The organism is Enterovibrio norvegicus FF-33 (assembly GCF_000286835.2).
Lineage (GTDB): Bacteria > Pseudomonadota > Gammaproteobacteria > Enterobacterales > Vibrionaceae > Enterovibrio > Enterovibrio norvegicus_A.
The window spans coordinates 1,768,806-1,786,978 of record NZ_AJYD02000038.1; the positions used below are offsets into that span (position 1 = coordinate 1,768,806).

Annotated in this window: 15 protein-coding genes; all 15 read right to left on the bottom strand. The window is 48.0% G+C overall.

What is annotated here, in order from left to right; all coding sequences use genetic code 11:
- Nucleotides 1-2: 2 nt before the first annotated feature.
- Nucleotides 3-1,418 carry a type VI secretion system protein TssA gene (gene tssA / locus A1OO_RS16110; protein ID WP_017003672.1) on the bottom strand — a complete coding sequence of 472 codons (1,416 nt, stop codon included), beginning with the start codon at nt 1,416-1,418 and terminating at the stop codon, nt 3-5.
- A gap of 9 nt (nt 1,419-1,427) precedes the next feature.
- Nucleotides 1,428-2,156, bottom strand: a complete 729-nt coding sequence (gene vasI / locus A1OO_RS16115) for a type VI secretion system-associated protein VasI (RefSeq protein WP_017003673.1) — start codon at nt 2,154-2,156, stop codon at nt 1,428-1,430.
- On the bottom strand, nt 2,132-3,682 hold the full coding sequence (locus A1OO_RS16120; protein WP_017003674.1) for a sigma-54 interaction domain-containing protein: 1,551 nt from the start codon (nt 3,680-3,682) through the stop codon (nt 2,132-2,134). The genes vasI and A1OO_RS16120 overlap by 25 nt, the downstream gene beginning before the upstream one ends.
- Nucleotides 3,683-3,685: 3 nt before the next feature.
- Nucleotides 3,686-6,334 carry a type VI secretion system ATPase TssH gene (gene tssH, locus A1OO_RS16125; protein ID WP_017003675.1) on the bottom strand — a complete coding sequence of 883 codons (2,649 nt, stop codon included), beginning with the start codon at nt 6,332-6,334 and terminating at the stop codon, nt 3,686-3,688.
- 11 nt (nt 6,335-6,345) lie between these two features.
- Nucleotides 6,346-7,122: a type IVB secretion system protein IcmH/DotU gene (icmH, locus tag A1OO_RS16130; RefSeq protein WP_394209283.1), complete on the bottom strand. Its 777-nt coding sequence runs from the start codon at nt 7,120-7,122 to the stop codon at nt 6,346-6,348.
- A gap of 18 nt (nt 7,123-7,140) precedes the next feature.
- Nucleotides 7,141-8,475, bottom strand: a complete 1,335-nt coding sequence (tssK, locus tag A1OO_RS16135; protein WP_016958847.1) for a type VI secretion system baseplate subunit TssK — start codon at nt 8,473-8,475, stop codon at nt 7,141-7,143.
- Nucleotides 8,476-8,477: 2 nt separating this feature from the next.
- Nucleotides 8,478-8,945, bottom strand: a complete 468-nt coding sequence (gene tssJ / locus A1OO_RS16140) for a type VI secretion system lipoprotein TssJ (protein ID WP_017003677.1) — start codon at nt 8,943-8,945, stop codon at nt 8,478-8,480.
- 4 nt (nt 8,946-8,949) lie between these two features.
- Nucleotides 8,950-10,410 carry a type VI secretion system-associated FHA domain protein TagH gene (gene tagH, locus A1OO_RS16145; RefSeq protein ID WP_016958849.1) on the bottom strand — a complete coding sequence of 487 codons (1,461 nt, stop codon included), beginning with the start codon at nt 10,408-10,410 and terminating at the stop codon, nt 8,950-8,952.
- Nucleotides 10,411-10,418: 8 nt separating this feature from the next.
- Nucleotides 10,419-11,462 carry a type VI secretion system baseplate subunit TssG gene (gene tssG / locus A1OO_RS16150; protein ID WP_017003678.1) on the bottom strand — a complete coding sequence of 348 codons (1,044 nt, stop codon included), beginning with the start codon at nt 11,460-11,462 and terminating at the stop codon, nt 10,419-10,421.
- Nucleotides 11,426-13,192, bottom strand: a complete 1,767-nt coding sequence (gene tssF, locus A1OO_RS16155; protein WP_026023904.1) for a type VI secretion system baseplate subunit TssF — start codon at nt 13,190-13,192, stop codon at nt 11,426-11,428. The genes tssG and tssF overlap by 37 nt, the downstream gene beginning before the upstream one ends.
- A complete protein-coding gene (gene tssE / locus A1OO_RS16160) occupies nt 13,193-13,630 on the bottom strand; it encodes a type VI secretion system baseplate subunit TssE (RefSeq protein WP_016958852.1) in 438 nt (145 codons plus the stop codon).
- A 3-nt stretch (nt 13,631-13,633) separates the two neighbouring features.
- The gene (gene tssC, locus A1OO_RS16165) at nt 13,634-15,109 is read right to left on the bottom strand and encodes a type VI secretion system contractile sheath large subunit (protein ID WP_016958853.1); all 1,476 of its coding nucleotides are present in this window, start codon (nt 15,107-15,109) and stop codon (nt 13,634-13,636) included.
- 29 nt (nt 15,110-15,138) lie between these two features.
- The gene (gene tssB, locus A1OO_RS16170; RefSeq protein ID WP_016958854.1) at nt 15,139-15,651 is read right to left on the bottom strand and encodes a type VI secretion system contractile sheath small subunit; all 513 of its coding nucleotides are present in this window, start codon (nt 15,649-15,651) and stop codon (nt 15,139-15,141) included.
- A 949-nt stretch (nt 15,652-16,600) separates the two neighbouring features.
- Complete coding sequence (locus tag A1OO_RS16175; RefSeq protein ID WP_016958855.1) at nt 16,601-16,885, bottom strand: type VI secretion system PAAR protein; 285 nt, start codon at nt 16,883-16,885, stop codon at nt 16,601-16,603.
- A gap of 199 nt (nt 16,886-17,084) precedes the next feature.
- Nucleotides 17,085-17,864, bottom strand: coding sequence for a phospholipase A (locus A1OO_RS16180; protein WP_017003681.1), 780 nt, complete (start codon nt 17,862-17,864; stop codon nt 17,085-17,087).
- Between the last annotated feature and the right edge of the window lie 309 nt (nt 17,865-18,173).

Sequence of the window (18,173 nt, forward strand, 5' to 3'; positions counted from 1 at the left end):
TTTTATTGTGCTTTCGCTATATTTTCGAGCCGTTGAATCAATGACGGCTCCCAGTCAACCAACGACGTTCTGGTCGTCTGTTCTAACAAAATTTGATACTGCTGTTCTGCCATGGCAGACAGTTGATGACGACGCATGACATCCGCAGATAGCATGCGCCAGTAAAATTGATCTCTTGGTTCGTTCGATTCCGCCAAACCATCGTTGAGCATGGCAAGTGCGACGGATAAGCCGCCTTCGTCTGCTAAGGTAAAGGCTTCTTTGCGTTTCGCATCCCAATCAGACGTCCCTGCCGAGCCAGTGCTTGAGGTTTCACCTTCATCGAGCCAGCGGCGAGTTTCATCGTTCACAAACGGCGCACCGCCTTTAAACCTCAGTTCGGTAACCTGAGGAAGACGACGAATGAAGGCACGGGTTTCATTGGCGATGGTGTCTGCCCATTCTGTGTTACCGAGCTTGACCGCAATGCGATAACTCAGAAAATGGCCGTCAATCCAATACGGTGCCACGGTTAGACTTTGTTCCACTTTGCGCCATAGCGCGTGGTCTGCCCCCCGATTAAGCTGCTCTTCATATTCTGAAATACGATCGAGTGATACTGGCATTAATTGGGTTTCCCCATTGGCTTCAGCTTCTGGTACTGACGTGATCGAAAACCACACGGCGAAACGGCGTAATCGCAACGAAAGCGCAATACCACCACCATCCAGTTCTGATACGAATTCAGACACTTTGAGTAGTGTTTGCTTCACTGCGCGATCGGAGCTGCCATCAATTTCTAACTTGCCAGCACTTGCAGCAGTTGCTGACGAAGAGGTAGTTGCACTCGCCCCTTCAGCAGCACTAGCCGTAGCTTGTACTACTCGCTCATTGTTAGTGAGTTTGCGTTTAACCACCGCACCAATGTCATTGACACCGTCCGTCGGTAAATCATGTTCTGTGGCTGCTTCCTCAAGTTCAGCGAGCGCTTTGGCGAGTTGCACTTTTTGATCTTCATCGAACATCGAGGCATCTATTTTGTCTGCCGATTTTTCTGTGCGTTGAATGATCTGCGAGTAGAACTTGCGGCGAGGCAGCACGCCGCGAGGACCAGGGGCCGGATGACAAGTATCCCAGTACCCTTTAATGAAATCCGCCAATACGAAAATCGACAAGGTAAAACGCTCCGGTGACGCTTGATGCTGAAGACACTGCAACAGATGCGTCAAAAGCTTGAGATCCTTGGTGGTGCCTTCCATCAATTTGAACGCACTTTGTTCCGCTTCTGCCCATTGCACTTCCGTATGGGACAACGAACCGACTTTCATCATTTGTCCTTCGACAAAATCCAACAAGGCGTCTTCCAACAGACGCTCTCCAACAGGGTTTGCGCCCTGGATAGGTTGCGTCACTCGCTGACGATACGTTTGCATATCCATAAGCATTCCCTACCAACGACACGTTTGACGCATTGGGCCAATCGTCTCTTTAAGTTCAGCCGTATCGAACGTCAAATTGCCAATTTCATCCAAATCAGAACGCACAACAGCACGAGGGCCTGACATCAACGCTTTCATGACATCAATCGCAGGCAGGCCTCGACCCGCTCGCATGATGCTCCCCGAGTCATCGCTGAGCCAACGCTGGGTAAATCCAGAATTTGCTGATGTCGTTACCAAGGCTTTTCCTGCCGCCGTTACTTCAGGTAGTACTAATTCCACACGGCTGATGCTATCGATGCAACTGAACATCAAAATGGGCATATCAGCGGTTTTTTGACCGCGATCCGGTAAAGCCGTCGCCGTCATCCACATACCCGCTTTCGGTTCTTTTGAATTGACATAGCGAAGGACAAATCCAGTGCTATCGTCATCACGCTGACTCTCGCTGGTTGTAGCTCGTAGCCACGCTTCAGGCTTCAACGCTTTGAACGTTGTTTCCGGCACTTTCATCAACGGGGTATCAAACACATTGTCAAAACAAGCTAGCCGGTCCAACCGGCCAACAATGTCGACACACACTTTTGCCTGCTCAAGAACATCCGTGACTTGAGGTTCACCCGTGTCGTGCTCATTGGCTAACACCGAAAACGGTGAAAGCAAACAAGTGAGCAGTAAGCAGCCCATGGGGAAGTGAATGGCTCGACGCATGGTTAACTTATCTCCATTTTCAAGCATTTATGGGCCAAGGTCCTTTTTGGCAATCCAAGGCTTTCTGCGGCTTTGGTTCGGTCGCCATCAAAACTAGTGAGGCGTGAGCGAATAACACTGATTTCAAAGTGTTGAACCGCCAATTTAAGGTCATCAATATTCGTGATATCAACGCCGATATAACTGTCCGTTTCGACTTCGTCATTGCTGGCTAACATTGGGCTACGTTGCTGAAATACACGCCCGCTAAAGCTATCGGCTGATATTTCTTCACCGTTCACTGTTATCGCGCAGGCATATTCCACCAAATTACGAAGCTCTCGCACATTACCGGGAAAGTCATGACGATTAAGCAGATCAAGCGCGGCATAACGCATACCCACAATGTCTACATTCGCCATCTCGTTATAGGTATGAATAAAGTGGCGACAAAGCTCTGGAATATCGTCTTTACGCTCAACCAACGCAGGGACAAAAATAGGGAATTGATTGAGGCGATAAAATAGGTCTCGACGAAATTCGTCGTTTTCTGTCTTCTGCTGCATCGCAACGTGTGTGGCAGCAACAAGGCGAAAATCCACCTCCACCTCTTTGGACCCGCCTACTGGGCGATAGCTGCGTGATTCCAAAACTCGCAGCAATTTTGCTTGCAAGGTCAACGGCATATCGCCAATTTCATCAAGAAACAGCGTGCCACCGTCCGCATCAGCAATCAGGCCAGTTTTGTTACGGTCAGCGCCCGAGAACGCGCCTTTTTGGTGACCAAACAACTCGCTTTCCAGCAAATTTTCTGGAATGGCGGCACAATTGATAGCAACGAAAGGTTTGCCTTTGCGATCCGACAATTCGTGCACGGCGCGAGCCACTAGCTCTTTACCTGTTCCCGTTTCACCGCAAATAAGGACGTTCAGCGACGACTGTGCGGCTGTCACAACCTTGTTTCGCATTTCTTCCATTGGCTGACTTTCGCCAATCAGGACACGTTTAAGTTCAAAGGCTTTCTCGCGCTGTTTTTCATCACGTCGAATGGCGGCAATCGACGAACTCAGTGCGTAAATTTGGCGATGTTCATCACCAAGGTCCGTAATCATCTGGCATTGGTTAATAAATATTTCACAGATACGCGCCCATTGAGGATCGGCCAACAAACTGCTCAATATTGTCGCAGGACCCGTCATGACCAACAGCGCGTTAATGCGCTTCACTCCAGGCGGTAACGGCATAACCAACACACTTTCCCCGCGACTTCTGTGCGACATTAGATCGACAAATGTGCGGTTTTCTAACCAGTAATTCAGCTTTGACGGATCAAGTAACATTGCAGACGCAGATTGAAAGACGTGGGCGAAGGGATGCGAAAAATCATCCACTTCCCACTGATAACGGCTTTCGTTTTCTTGCACACAGAGCTTTCTTCCCTGTTCACAAGGAAACATGACCCATACATGTGAAACACCCAACGCGGCCTCCACCTGCTGCGAGAAAGTGGCCGTAAGCTGGCCTTTTTCCCGCATCGTGGTAATGGACGCTGCGATGGAAAGCCAATCAACCATCGTCTAGATCACCTCGCTGACGAATTCACCGTCTTCAGCGGTTAAACGAACGCGTTGAACGGACTCACGGGCTGCAAGCTTATTAAGTAAAGCTAAAGAAACGGGTGGCAGCAGTTGGCCTTCAATGATGGCTTCAAGCATTCTCGCCCCATTTTCGGCGCGGGTTGCACGACGCTGAATTTCGCCGATCAAGGCATCATCGATATCCGTTTCTGCTTTATAGCGCTGCTCAAAGACTTTCACTAAACGCTGTAGCTTGCCTTTGATAATGGCTTGCAAGGTATCGCCAGTCAGCGGCAGATACGGCACCACTTCCATTCGCGCCAGCAACGCCGGTTTAAAGAAGGCGGCCAATTCTGGGTAAAGTTGCTCTTCAAGCGCTTCGGGTTGTTCTGCAAAATCAACAATGGTCTGGTAACCCAAGTTGGAAGTCAGGAAGAACACGACGTTTTGACAATCAATTACGCGCCCTTCGCCATCGGCTAATTCGCCTTTATCAAACGCTTGATAAAAAAGGTTAAGCACTTCTGGATGGGCTTTTTCCACTTCATCCAACAGCACAATCGAATACGGCATTTTACGGATAGCTTCGGTCAAGATGCCCCCTTCGCCATACCCGACATAACCAGGAGGTGAACCGATTAATCGAGACACCGTATGTTTCTCTTGGTATTCCGACATGTTGATTGTGGTGAGAAACTGTTTGCCGCCATATAGAAGCTCTGCCAGTTGCACGACGGTTTCTGTTTTACCGACGCCACTCGGGCCCACTAGCAAGAACGCACCTTTCGGGCGACCTGGACGACGCAGATCTGCACGCGCAGTCAGCAAATGGCGATGAATACATTTCAACGCCACATCTTGCCCTTTGATTTGTGCGCCTAGCAGATCGGGAAGATGGGTAATGCGGCTAAGTTCATCGGTATTCATTTGATCAACAGGTACGCCCGTCCAATCGCCGATGACTTCTGCGACTTGCTGTGCGTCAACATGTGGATGAACCAAGCGTTCATTGTGCGGAATGGCTTCAAGTTCACGATAAAGTGCTTTGAGCGAGGTGCGGATTTCTTCAATTTCGTCATCGCTCAGTGCAACTTCTGCTTCTTCTATTGAGGCTTCGTCCTGATCTTGCACTGTCACTGGCACCGCGAGAATTTGCTGACGCTTTTCTATGATTTCATGCACCAGCGTCTTTTGTGTTTGCCACGCTTCATTCAGGCTATCTTGCTCTTTATGATCGCGCACCTCATCGGCTTCCAAAGAAGCTAAGAGTTCGTTATCGACTTCATAGCCTAATTGCGCCTCACGAGTGATCATGTCAATTTGGCGCTGACGCTGAACCGTCTTGGTTTCGAGCTCAGCCAAACGGCGCGGGGGAGAGCTTAAGTTAATCGCGATACGCGCACAGGCGGTATCCAGCACATCAATGGCTTTGTCTGGTAGTTGGCGACCCGACACATAGCGATCCGAAAGTTCCGCAGCAGCAACCAAAGCATCATCACTGATCAATACTTTGTGGGCTTTCTCATACACACCATGTAAACCGCGCATAATGTCCACGGCTTGTGCGCTGGTTGGCTCATCAAGCTTCACCAGTTGGAAGCGACGACTCAGTGCAGGGTCTTTCTCGAAATATTTTTTGTACTCTTTCCATGTGGTCGCCGCGACCGTACGCAGCTCACCACGCGCTAGTGCAGGCTTTAGCAGGTTGGCAGCATCACCGCCTCCTTCCTGTGCACCTGCGCCAATCAAGGTATGCGCTTCATCAATAAACAAAATGATTGGGATAGGAGAGGTTTTCACCTCGTCAATAATGGCTTTGAGGCGCTTTTCAAACTCGCCTTTTACAGAGGCACCCGCTTGTAGTAGACCCAAATCCAAGGACATGAGATCAATGCCGAGTAGCGATTCAGGTACATTGCCATCAACGATGCGCTGCGCTAACCCTTCAACAACGGCGCTTTTACCCACACCTGCATCACCCACGACGATCGGGTTGTTTTTTCTGCGGCGACAAAGAATGTCGATCATCAGATTGATTTCGTCATCACGACACAGCACAGGGTCAAGTTCACCTTGCTTTGCCATGGCAGAGAAGTTGGTACAAAAACGCGCTAATGCGGTTTCAGCCTCGGCTGGAATGGGTGCACCACCCGATTTTGAGGATGTCTTCACCGCTGTTTCCGATGATGATTCGGTAATACGTGCAAAGTGCTTTTTCACGGTTTCGCGGTTTACCGATTCCAGTTGACGGATCACATTGAACGGCAAATAACGATCTGGGCGCATCAAGGCGGCAAGAAAAATAATGCCCGAGCGAATCTCAGTGTGCCCCATTTCAGTTGAACCAAGCATCCAAGCGTCTTGCAGCAATTCCACTAAAAGTGGCGAGAATGATGGCGTATTTTCCGGAGCAATCTCACGGCTCAAAGCATCACCCGTCAGCTGACGAATGTGGGTGTGATCAACCTCAGCACTTTTCAACAAAATGCGCACATCAGAAAGCGGATTTTCCAGCAGGGTAAATAGCAGATGCTCAGTGGTTACTTCAGGGTTCTGTCGCTCAATGCTTAGCGCACCCGCTTGCTCCAGTGCCAATTTTGATTGCTGGTTAAGTTTGCCAATGAGCGTGTGAAGTTCAATTCGAATCACGGGTTCACCTGTTATTGAAGAAGTTGACTAAGTTGTGCAAGTACGCCGGACGTTTTGCTGTTCAGTGCGAGCGAGTAACCGATAAATACCACGACCAATAACGTGGCAAAGCCCGCGAAAATCGTCCAAACCGGCATTTGCTTGCTTAAACGATATTTGGTTGAAACCACGTTGTCTGATGCACTGGTCAGTGACAGCGGTTCTTGATCATCCAATTGACGCAATAGCTGGTGCAGTTTGGTGATCACTTTTTCGTATTCTTCTCTGCCCTTTTCCATCACTTTGTAACGCCCTTCAAAGCCCAAAGTCAGGCACAGAAAAATGAACTCTAAAAGCGGCTTATAGCGCGCAGGTTCACTTTCCAAACGAGACAGAATGGTGAACACTTTTTCGCCACCCCAGGTTTCGTTATGAAAACGGGTCAGCAAAGAATGTTCAGCCCAAACACTGTCTGCCCCCCAAGGGGTGCTCATGATGGCTTCGTCGACAAAAGAACAAAGTACGTAGCGATACGCGAGGATCACGGCATGGTCATAATTCTTTTCCGTGAGCTCCACTTCGATGGCTTTAACTTCTTCCACTGCTTGTTTGTAAATAGCATCCACGTTGTGGCATTCGGACAATTTTCGCACGCGCAGTGCCATACCCAGCAACGGCGTAGCGGCATCAATCAAGGGGTTGATATTGTCGCCACGCAGTTTGAACCAGTAGTCCTGATCGGCATCAATATTCGCCGCTTCATCGAACAGTAGATGGTCGTAATGACGTTCGCGATCAGGCGTATCTATATACATTTCAGCCATGACTTAGCTCCTTATTGCCCAGAACTGCAGGTCAATATCTGGGAAGTTTCCTGCAACATGGAAAGCGAATCCGCTAGCGTTGTTCAACATGGCCCAAGCCGCGCTGGTTTTGTCCAATTGGTAATAGGTATAACCGGCGTGATAAGGCAATTGACGCGGAGCAACAGGCAACGGCGAGATCGGAATGCCGGGCAGTTGAAGCGAAATAAGCTCGCGGATTTTCTCCACCGAGGCCACCTTGGTTTGTTGTACAAACAGCTTGCGAAGCTCTTCCATCGGCATCCGTGCACGCACTGCCAAAATGAAGTCGGCATCACGAACCAGCGAAGGATCTTGAAGCGGTGCAACCATGAGGCCGTATTTGCGCTGATGCAGCTGAATAGACACGGCTCTCGGTTCGAGAACAATGCTCAGTGATTGGCGTAAACGGGTCATGACCGGACGGAATGATGACACCGGCATATCATGCTGATAGCTGCCGAACTCTGGCGCCATGCGGCTTTCATCCGTAAAGGTCGCCAACTCACCACACATGGATGATAACGCTTCGTAAAGACGCTCTGGATGCAGGCTACGTAAACGAGAAAGATGCTGAAGCTGCGGTTGCATTCGGTTGAGTGATTGCAACAACATGAAGTCAGACACGTCTGCCACACCACCTTGGCTAGGTGCACCGATACGTTGAGAAATGTTCTTGGCGCGCTCGCGCATTAGGCCTGCCATTTCACCGATAAAACGGTGCAACGCAGAAACCGCACTGACATTGATATGGCAAGGAAGAAAAGTCTCGTCCAACAACACGCTGCCATCGGGTCGCTTTTCTAGAATCCGGGCGATAGCGATTGATGCATACGCACTGCGATCTTCTTTCTCAAGCATTAATCTCAGGCTGACAGGGCTGACATCAATCGGCGCCATGTCGCCTTGATAGGTGTGGATATCTCGCACCTCTTGGCTCGTAGACACATAACGCCCAGAGCCCGCACCTTCCGGCCACGAAACTTCAGTGATCGCATCGCTTCGCAGTGGGATCGCCAAATAGACAATCTGGTTCGCCAATGAACTGTCGGCCACTTCTAGCGCTTCAGGTTGAATGTCTTCTTGAGGAATTCGGAACACGGTACCATCGGGCATAATGCCTGATGCACTGTCTAACGCGATGCGCCCAAAACTTAAGTATTCGGCGTTTAACGTCATTTCCGAAATGCCGTAAAGATAGCGACTGACCGCCGAAATCCTTTCGTCCAGCACATATTCAATATTGCGTTGTTGCTGCTGAAAATGCTGAGGCTTAATAAACAGCCCTTCGTTCCATACAACACGGTTTCTCGCTGACATCTTTATTCCACTTTATCGAGTATGACTTCGTTCTTGTCGATGTAGATAAGCAAGTGATACTTCCTGCCTACTGGGATGATTTTGATCACTTTCTTCCATTCGCTGACATCTGGGTCGGAAAACCGCACCATGGTTGATATGTAGCGAGTGTCTTCTTCAATCTCAAACTCATCGATGAACTTAAATTGCCCCGGAACCAGCGAGTAGTCTCGATGGTCGATATAGTTGCTTTTAAGCGCGGTTTTAGCTTCATCAGCCAACTGCTCATAACCCGACGACAAAAACATCGAGTCATCTTCTAGCTCAAACACCTGCACTTCTACAGGCGTTGCATCGCCACTGATATTGGGGTTTACGTTCCCAGTCGCCACCAAGCTATATGTCACTGTGGTGGGCTGATCTTGGGGTAGATCTGATCCCGCGCAACCAGCTAGTTGCAATAGGAGCAGACATGCAATCAGACGTAACATCACGTTAGACCTCCTGCTGCTTCTCTCGAAGTTTGCGGTCATAGGCTTGATCGAATACTTCCCAAAAAAGCTTCTCGAACCCTTTTTGCCTGTCCGAGGTCAGTTCGTTGTAGTAACTCTTGTACATGTTCCATGCATACGCATCCGCAGACTCGGGCGTCACTTGACCAGGACGGCGATACGCGTTAAATCGACGCATAAGCACTTCAGGTGAAAATGCACGCAGAATTTGGCCGAGCGCCTCAACGGTGGCAATCTGCACCGCTTCGTTGTGGTGACCCACATTGGTTAAACTTTCGCTGATGGCCGACGGTGCAGACAAATGCACAGCGCTGCGATCGCGGTCGAACATGGTGTCCACCGTATCTTCATAAGACAGCCCCAAACGCAATGGGTTATCTTCAATGGGCTGGAGGTTTTTGCTCATCATGCCGTAACGGCTTTCTTGCACTTGACCATGCAGGTCTAACAAACCACGAATGGCAGATTGAAGCGATGCGCCAAGCTCTTCTGACAAGGCTTGCATCTCTGCCATGTTGTTGGTGTTACCTGCTTGCGTGCCTAGGCCACGCATCAGAGGGCCAACCACTAAGTGGTTGGTGTCATCCGGCGATATACCTTCACCGTATTCACCGCTGGAATAACCAGTAAACGCTTGTTCGCTATAAACGTTGTCGGTAGCATCCTGCTTTGCGTAGTCTCGCCCGACTTCTCGTTCTAGGCGCTCAAGAGTTTTGTCATCCATAAGGGAATCCTCGTTGGTTAAAGTCTTTTTCAGGGTTATTGCTGAACTCATTTCGTATTCGCTGTCGGCATGGACGGTCTTTTCGCTGCCATGCCATTCCGTGTCCCGCGCCAGCAAATAGTCTTCACGTTCTTGATTCGCTGTCGGCTTTTCTTTCTGATCGCTCAAAGGGTCAATCCCAGCGTCATTGGCTATCTGTATGGCGTCCAATGCTGCAAGCGGATCGTCAACCACGTCATCTTCACCCATGTCGCCATCTGTATCTTTGGCATCGGAGCCAATGTCTTCGGCACGATGTTGATGAAGAAACACGTTCTCCAAACCATGCTGACCCGTGGTGATTCCTTCACCCGCTTTGGTCAGGTGAATACGTATTTGATAGGGACCAATCAACACCATGTCGTTGTCGTTTAAACGCGCCGACTTTCCCGCGCCAACAGGTATGGTTGCGCCATTCATGTAGCTCGCACCACGCACATCAAGCAGACACAGCTTGCCGTCCGTTTCGACAATCTCCGCGTGGTGTGAAAATACCCGCCCTTCACGGTCTCGAAGGTGCCAATCATCCGCAGGGCTTGCGCCCATCGACCCGCCAGCTTGTGAAAACGTGTGTGTGGCCGACAAACCTGCTTCAAGATGTTGCGTATTGGTCACGACCAACGTCGCCTGCTGTGCGGGCTCTGGGCGTTCAATTTCACTGTCGGAATACTGTTGTGACATAGGTCCCTCTATTGCCTGATTTGGATACGCACAATGCGGGGCTTGTCCGCCACGCCCGTAAACGATGACCAACCCAGTGATGCAGGTTTGGCGTGATTTAATTGCATGGGTGGCGCTTCATCTGGCTTAATACCGAGTTCTAAGTCGAATGCCATCTGCTCACGCAAAACAAATTCAACTAAGGTGATCAGCGGCAGATATTCTTTACCTGATGGCAAAAAATCACGAAACCGTGCTTGGGTTAAGCCGTTAATACAAATAACGAATTTCCCGCTTCTGTCTCCGACTTTACTGCCAATGACCGAATCCACACCGATGGAGGCATTCGCCGCCCCTAAGCGCATTTTTTGATCTTCTGGGATATCAACATGGCGCAATTCCCATTGGCGAATCGAGACATCTTCAAGATCAAAGCAGTGGGAAATAATCCCAGACACCACTTGAGGCGATCGGCTTCTTCCTGCCAATACACCGGCATAAGAAAGCATCTTGCACCAGTTGATCGGCGTGTCGCCGCGAAGGTTCTCATCGGCCAAACCTACTAACGCAAAGAGTTGCGCTGAGAAGCCATCGGAGGCGTCTTCACGAAAGCGAATGTAATAACGGTACTTTCGCCAAATCTGATAAATAAGCGTCAACAAACGGTGATTAAAGAAATCCAAAAACGGCTTTCTTAGTCCTGTTTCTTCGCTTTCTGTCAGGATGTCTTCAAGGAAAAAACCTGGAAGCGGAGATTGCGCGCCACTCATACCAAAAAACGTCGTTTCAAGGCGCAGGCGACCACCCGCAACGGCGTCAAGTGCCGTGACATCGCTCGCCGCAAAACCCAACCCGGGGTTGGCACCAAAGAGCAGTTTGCTTGATGTTGATGCTTCGTCTTCTGGGTCAAGATCGCTGATGTTATGCAGCAGCTCGACCAACTGATAAAAGTTATAACCACGGACATTTTTGGGCAGCATGCCTGCGTCATTGTCGCTCCCCATCCCGTCAGGCACATCGGGAGCAACGGAAGTCGCTAGATCAGCGGCTGTTGACCGTTCTGTAGTCCCCATGTGTACCTTTCCTGGTTATCTGCGTTAATCACGACAAGTTCGTGAAATGAATTGATGCTGGCGTAGAGTGAGAAAAATCGGCTCAACACGGTGCCAAAGATATAGAGCTCGCCTTCTGATCCAAAACACGCTTGTGACAAGGTAATTTCGGAGCGAAGACCGCGCACGGGCAACCCACGAATGAGTTTTTCAACGGGCGCAGAATTGATCTCGACAATGCCATCGAGTCGATGACGGGAAACACGCTCAGCTTGCCTGTCCACCAAGGCGCGAAAATCATAGGCGCGTAAAACAGACGACAGCGCATCTTTCGACAGCAAGGACAGGTAGTTCAAAGACAGATTCGAAATCAATGTCCACAACAATGTGCCGTCCAACATCGGACGCATTGGCGCGGTTGGTTCGGTCAAATTGCTGAAACTGGCATAGGCTGGTGACGAATCTGTTGGCACACAAATATCGCCTTTACCCAACTCCATCGGGAGTTGTCGGTTAGTACAGGTCAACGACAACGAAATGGCTTCGCTAAAATCTGTGCATTCCGTTTCGTCGCTGCGGACAAACGAAATATGGTGATCAAAACCATCATTGTGAATACTGTCTTTTACTCGTACTCGGTAATAGAGCGCCTTGCGATTACGTGCACGTTCGATCTCGTGCTGGAAGCTCTCAAAAGGCGTGTAGTTTCTGATTTGGCCGCGGATACGACCAATATTGTTTTCTTGCCACCCTTGCACCGTGTCGACGCTGAAAATTTCGTAGTGCGCCGTGTAACGACTTGAAGGCGTGATTTTGTATTCGGCACTTTTCCCATTCAGATCAATCGGATCGGCATCATGAGTGAACAAGTTAATGACAGGGGTACAGTTAAGCTCAAACGTTTCATCTTTCACGCGCACATCTGGCGGCAACGTTTTCGAAAAGCTAAAACGCAGGGTGAAACGTCTTTCCACATCAGCGGGTACGTAGCGCCCAAGATCTTTAACGTCAAAGAAGAGAAATGCTTCAGGAAATGAAAGGTATTCCTGCAGAATTCGATACCCTTCATACACATTTTTAGGGTACGGAAGAATGGCATCGTCACCATCAAACCCAACCGCCCTAAACGCACTTTTGGGTAAGGTAACCACTTTGTCACCGGCAACCACTTCCACTTTTTCGAGATAGTGACTGAGCCACAGGTACAGCATTTCAGCGCTGTAAGTTTCGCCGCCCAAAAAGAAACGAAGAGACTGCAGGCCTATTTGTCCTGCCTTCTGATCGCCCAGAATTTTCATATCAACGTCGATCAAAGACGCTTCACGCGTGTGAACAGTGCTGACTTTGTTACGTCGAAGTGGATAAATGCTCACGTCACGACAGGTGCGAAAATGACAAACGGTGCCAAAAACAGGGTTGGCATCTAACTGCGTTCCCTTCGCAATGGTTTGGCCGTACGTTAAGGCTTTTTCGTCTGGAGAAAATTGAACAATGCTAATGCTGGGTACCGGACGCAAATAGTTAGGCCACAGCATATTGATAATGGAGTGCGTCAGTTCCGGAAATTCGTCTTCGACCTTTTGGCGAAGTCTTCCCGTCAGGAAGGCAAAACCCTCAAGCAAACGCTCGACATCGGGATCGGTATTACGACTATTGAGAAAACGGGCGAGCTGCGGATACACTTCGGTAAACTCGAGTCCCTGCTCTCTGAGGAAAGCAAGCTCATCCCTGAAATATCGATTCCTTGACACCTACACTACCCTGTATTTTCGATTACTATCCAAAAGCAGGTCAATTTGTACATTACGGTGCATAGCACCTAAATTGACCGACGCATTAATCTGAAACCGCAAGTTAAGCGGTGAACCGTTATCTGGTAGAACATTGATGTCCATGCTCTGGATACGGGGTTCATACGTTTCGATACACCGACGAATCGCTCGCCGTATTTGCAACGCAAGATCGTGTGAACTCAGCGATGCATCATTAAAATCAATCAGGCCTAAATCGGGCGCACTGAGGGATTCCCCAATGCGCGCGTTTAGCAGATTCGAAACATTGTGTTTCAACGACTCGAGCACGTCGGCAGCTTCAGGGCCTTGTGTAACAGAGCGTTGCGGTGCATCAGCTTCTAGCCGTTGGAAGAAGCTGACGCCGTACGCGATGTCATCTGCATCTGGGATGGCCATCGATTACGCCTGATCCAAACGACCTACCAATGACAACTCGAAGTTTGCACCCATGTATTTGAAGTGCGGACGCACTGACAAAGACACTTGGTACCAACCTGGATTACCCTCGACATCCATCACTTCTACTTTCGCTGCGCGAAGTGGACGACGGCTGCGAACTTCTGCCGGTGGGTTTTCCTGATCTGCCACGTACTGACGAACCCAAGTGTTAAGCTCACGCTCAAGGTCTTGACGCTCTTTCCACGAACCGATCTGCTCACGTTGAAGCACTTTGATGTAGTGCGCCAAACGGTTGATGATCATCATGTAAGGCAGCTGCGTACCCAACTTGTAGTTGGTTTCTGCTTCTTTGCCTTCTTTCGTGTTCGGGAACACTTTCGGTTTTTGAATCGAGTTAGCAGAGAAGAATGCTGCGTTGTCACTGCCTTTACGCATAGTGAGTGAAATGAAGCCTTCTTCGGCCAATTCATACTCTTTGCGGTCAGTCACTAGCACTTCTGTTGGGATCTTCGCTTGCAGAGCGCCCAAAGATTCAAACAGGTGTACTGGCAAATCTTCCACTGCACCGCCACTTTGAGGACCAATAATGTTCGGACACCAACGGTATTTTGCAAAGCTCTCAGTCAAACGAGATGCCAATGCAAACGCGGTGTTACCCCAAAGGTAGCTTTCGTGTGATTCGCTAACATTTTCACGATAGTTGAATGACGTGATTGGGTTTTCGACTGGATCGTAAGGAACACGAAGCAGGAAACGTGGTGCAGTTAGACCGATATAGCGAGCATCTTCTGATTCACGCAACGCACGCCACTTGGTGTAACGAGGGCTTTCAAAAGTAGCGGCTACGTCTTTCAGGTTTGGCAGTTCTTCGAATGAATCAATGCCGAAAAACTCTGGAGAAACGGAAGACAGGAATGGCGCGTGCGCCATGGCGCCAACTGAACCAACGTATTGGAGCAATTTCATGTCTGGCGTTGATGGTGTAAACGCATAGTTACCCACCAATGCTGCCACTGGCTCACCACCAAATTGGCCATAACCGGCGGAATATACGTGCTTATAAAGGCCAGACTGGGTTGTTTCAGGTGCAAATTCGAAGTCATCTAACAGCTCTTGCTTGGTCGCATGCAGCACTTCAATTTTGATGTTTTCACGGAAATCTGTGCGATCTACCAGCAGCTTCAAACCACGCCACGCAGACTCCATTTCCTGCACAGGCTGGCTGTGTAGAACGACGTCCATTTGCGCACTGATTTTCTTGTCTAGTTCAACCAGCATTTGGTCAACGAGCGCTTTGTTTACAGGCTCTTGCTCTTTATCAGAACCGATCAGATTCTCAACAAACGCAGCAACACCTTTTTTAGCAATATCATAGCCTTCTTCGCTAGGTGCTAGTCGGGTTTGCGCCATGATTTCGTCGAGTAGACTGCCACTTTCTTTGACAGAACTCTCCAGCGTTTTCTCTTGTACGGACATTAACAAAATCCTTTTCTCTTCTGCGTTAGTTAAGCATCGGAAGCTGGTTGTTCTTCAGCGCTTACCAGATCCAATTCAGCGAGGAGCTTTTCACGCGAATCTTCAGAGGCCAAAAGCTCCTGAAGGCGACCACGAAAAGCAGGAATATTTCCAAGAGGGCCTTTCAATGCGACCAACGCTTCACGAAGCTCAACGAGCTTTTTAAGTTCGGGTACTTGATTGGCAATTGCGTCTGGCGAGAAATCGGCCAAAGACTTGAATGACAATTCAACAGGAAGTTCTTGTCCTTCTTCCTCTGTCATGACATTTGGTACAGACGTGGTTAAAGAAAGATCGCTCTCTCGCATAACCGCTGTGAAATTATTTTTATCAACAGAAACCGCCTCTCTCTCTTCAATTGAAGTGTCTTCCGGGTGACCTTTAAAGTCTCCTAAAACGACCATTTTCAACGGAAGTTCGATCTCCGATTGAGCATCACCCGTTGCAGGAACGTATTTAATATTAATACGTTCTTTAGGTGCAACACTTCCCTCTTTCGCCATCTTATTACTCTCCTTTACATTGTAGAGATGTATGCAACTCAGACGTTGCTGTATTTCGACGCGCTAACATTCATTAATGAAAATCAGCAAAATCAAAGTCATTCACAACATGTGTCATTTGTTTCAAAAATAAAAATATGCAACTAAGAAAATTATTAGAACCAGAAAAACATCACTCAAACGCAAGTCATTTGAGACGTGAAATTAAGGCAAAATTGTCATTTAAAGCAGAGAACATCAGGGGGGAGGGAGGAAAAAGATGAGACAAATCAATCAAAAACCTTGAATCACACGATCAATGCAAGACAAAAACATCAAGGTTATCGAAATAAATCGCCATCATCAGTATTTACTAGTACCACCGTAGAACTTTGCTAACCAACGTTTCAATTTTTATCGCTATCAATCTCAATGGTAACGTTCAAAACGGCCAGGGGAGACAGCATTTTTATAGTTTTATTTGTTTCATAAAGCATTCATTAAGAACACTAAGCGTAATATTAACTTCTTTATTCGTCCTTGAGAGACATCATGAGACATGTTCACGACCCACCACAAGGTATTTAGCAAAAATTTGCACAGAAAAATATTCAAACACGATCCCCGTCGATATTTTACATAGACAATACAGGAGTGTCATTTTTGATAAAATTAATACTTATAAACTGACAGATCACACATTAATATACTGACAACTTTGAATTTTAAATAAATTAGAAAAACCTAATTAATAATGCTTTTATCATCCATTAGTAATGAAAGATTAGATTATCATGAGTGGTGTGAATAGTTTGAAGTGAGGGATAAATCATAGAAGGCGTTTACTAATGTGAAACGAGTACTGTTCAATGACCCGCTATTTAAATGCAAAAACTTAACATGTTGTGATTATCAAATATCTAAACACTTTCAATGTGCTTATTCAGTGGGAATTTTTGGGGATATAGCTTTAACCAATATTTACCGTACCACCACCAATAACGACACCTCCACAACCCACAGCGTCACCTGTTCTTGCAACAGGCTTTCCGTTTGCAAATACGGTAGGAGATCCCGCTGCAATACTTCTTCCATGGGGCGGGTTTTTCGGCTTATCGTGTGGTGCAAGTGCATCACCTTGTCGAGCAAGAGGGATGCCATCGACCTTCACATCTGGCGATGCCGAGGTAACAGGTGATGGATGAAACCCATCATGATCGGTGCCGATGTTACCTAAAACGACTGCATTTCCCATGACGATTAATCCTTATAATGACACCGTGTTGAAAACAAATTCTGTTGGTTAGCAAACTAGATAATGCAAAAAGTGATCCAGTTTTTAATTGTCTTATTTTCAAAATCTTACAGTCATCGGATCACTTAATTCGAGCAAATAATTGCTCAGCAATGAGCCAATTCTTGCCCAGAGAGCAATTTCTTGCTCGATCTAATGTTTAAAAGTTGAACGCCACACCCATGCCATAAGCACTCTCTTTGAAGTTGTAATTGGAAATGGTTAGCCCGTAGCCCGTTTCGACTTTCATGTATCCGCGCAACCCTTGATAGATTGGGACATTCCAACTCAGCCGGTAGTATCCGCGCTCTAAGTCTTTAGCAAATAAGTTGCCAAAAAGTACCTTTACTTCTTGATTCTCAGTGGGACGCCATCCCAGTTCTGTTTCGCCATAGCCAAGATAATCTGTGATATTCGGGTTATAGCTCACACTGCCAAACCTAAACCATGGTTTGAATCGTATATAGCCCCAATCAAAGTTGCGCTTGATATCAACGTAAGCTCGATTCCAACTCACTTCATTGTCACCCCCTGCTCCGTTCGACTCATGTTCAGCCCCCAGCGAAAATTGCCACGGATCGATGCTCATTTGATAGAAGAGTTCTGGGTTGTAATTACTGTCGCGAAAATAGGCTGAGCTATCATAAGCCTCCCAGTTTGAGCGCTGGGTATAAGCCATATACAGCCCATCATCTTCAAACCTCAAAATCCGATACTTCACACTGAACTGGAATTGCACAAAGGTATCCTTTGCTTCGCTATCGTTAGGGTTCAACGGAGCAAACCGCGCTTGATTAACGTTGGATTCTTTGTAGTACGGCAACAAGTAGTTATCTCTGTGTGCTGAAAACACATTTTCAGATGCTTGCGCTGTTGGAGATATCAAGATCATGGGCGCGATGAGCGCCGACATAACAAGCGGGTAAATCAGTGTGTTCATCAAACCTCCCTGAAAATCGACATTCAATGTTTTATCCGCAAACAATCACGAAAAAACAGAGCAATGAAATCAACGAGAGTATAGATGGCCATTATCCGTTAAATGTCGAGATTAACCTGCTGAATCAACAATGAGTCAGCCGGAGATGTCGCGAAGTGACAAAGAGGCACTGGGGGCTGAAGATCTGTTGTCGTCATGTCTGCAATTCTTGCTTAGACCTGTTGCAACGCCGCATTATTGAAGGATTTTATTGTGACACCCCCATCGTAACAATTATCATCAATGAGACTTGGTCACCCAAGACGCTAA

Excerpts from the sequence above, each read along its gene's own strand:
- tssC (WP_016958853.1), bottom strand. The coding sequence starts at position 15,109 with ATGTCCGTACAAGAGAAAACGCTGGAGAGTTCTGTCAAAGAAAGTGGC.
- tssB (WP_016958854.1), bottom strand. The coding sequence starts at position 15,651 with ATGGCGAAAGAGGGAAGTGTTGCACCTAAAGAACGTATTAATATTAAA.
- A1OO_RS16120 (WP_017003674.1), bottom strand. The coding sequence starts at position 3,682 with ATGGTTGATTGGCTTTCCATCGCAGCGTCCATTACCACGATGCGGGAA.
- A1OO_RS16175 (WP_016958855.1), bottom strand. The coding sequence starts at position 16,885 with ATGGGAAATGCAGTCGTTTTAGGTAACATCGGCACCGATCATGATGGG.
- tagH (WP_016958849.1), bottom strand. The coding sequence starts at position 10,410 with ATGTCACAACAGTATTCCGACAGTGAAATTGAACGCCCAGAGCCCGCA.
- tssG (WP_017003678.1), bottom strand. The coding sequence starts at position 11,462 with ATGGGGACTACAGAACGGTCAACAGCCGCTGATCTAGCGACTTCCGTT.
- vasI (WP_017003673.1), bottom strand. The coding sequence starts at position 2,156 with ATGCTTGAAAATGGAGATAAGTTAACCATGCGTCGAGCCATTCACTTC.
- tssE (WP_016958852.1), bottom strand. The coding sequence starts at position 13,630 with ATGGCCATCCCAGATGCAGATGACATCGCGTACGGCGTCAGCTTCTTC.
- tssJ (WP_017003677.1), bottom strand. The coding sequence starts at position 8,945 with ATGTTACGTCTGATTGCATGTCTGCTCCTATTGCAACTAGCTGGTTGC.
- A1OO_RS16180 (WP_017003681.1), bottom strand. The coding sequence starts at position 17,864 with ATGAACACACTGATTTACCCGCTTGTTATGTCGGCGCTCATCGCGCCC.
- tssA (WP_017003672.1), bottom strand. The coding sequence starts at position 1,418 with ATGGATATGCAAACGTATCGTCAGCGAGTGACGCAACCTATCCAGGGC.
- tssK (WP_016958847.1), bottom strand. The coding sequence starts at position 8,475 with ATGTCAGCGAGAAACCGTGTTGTATGGAACGAAGGGCTGTTTATTAAG.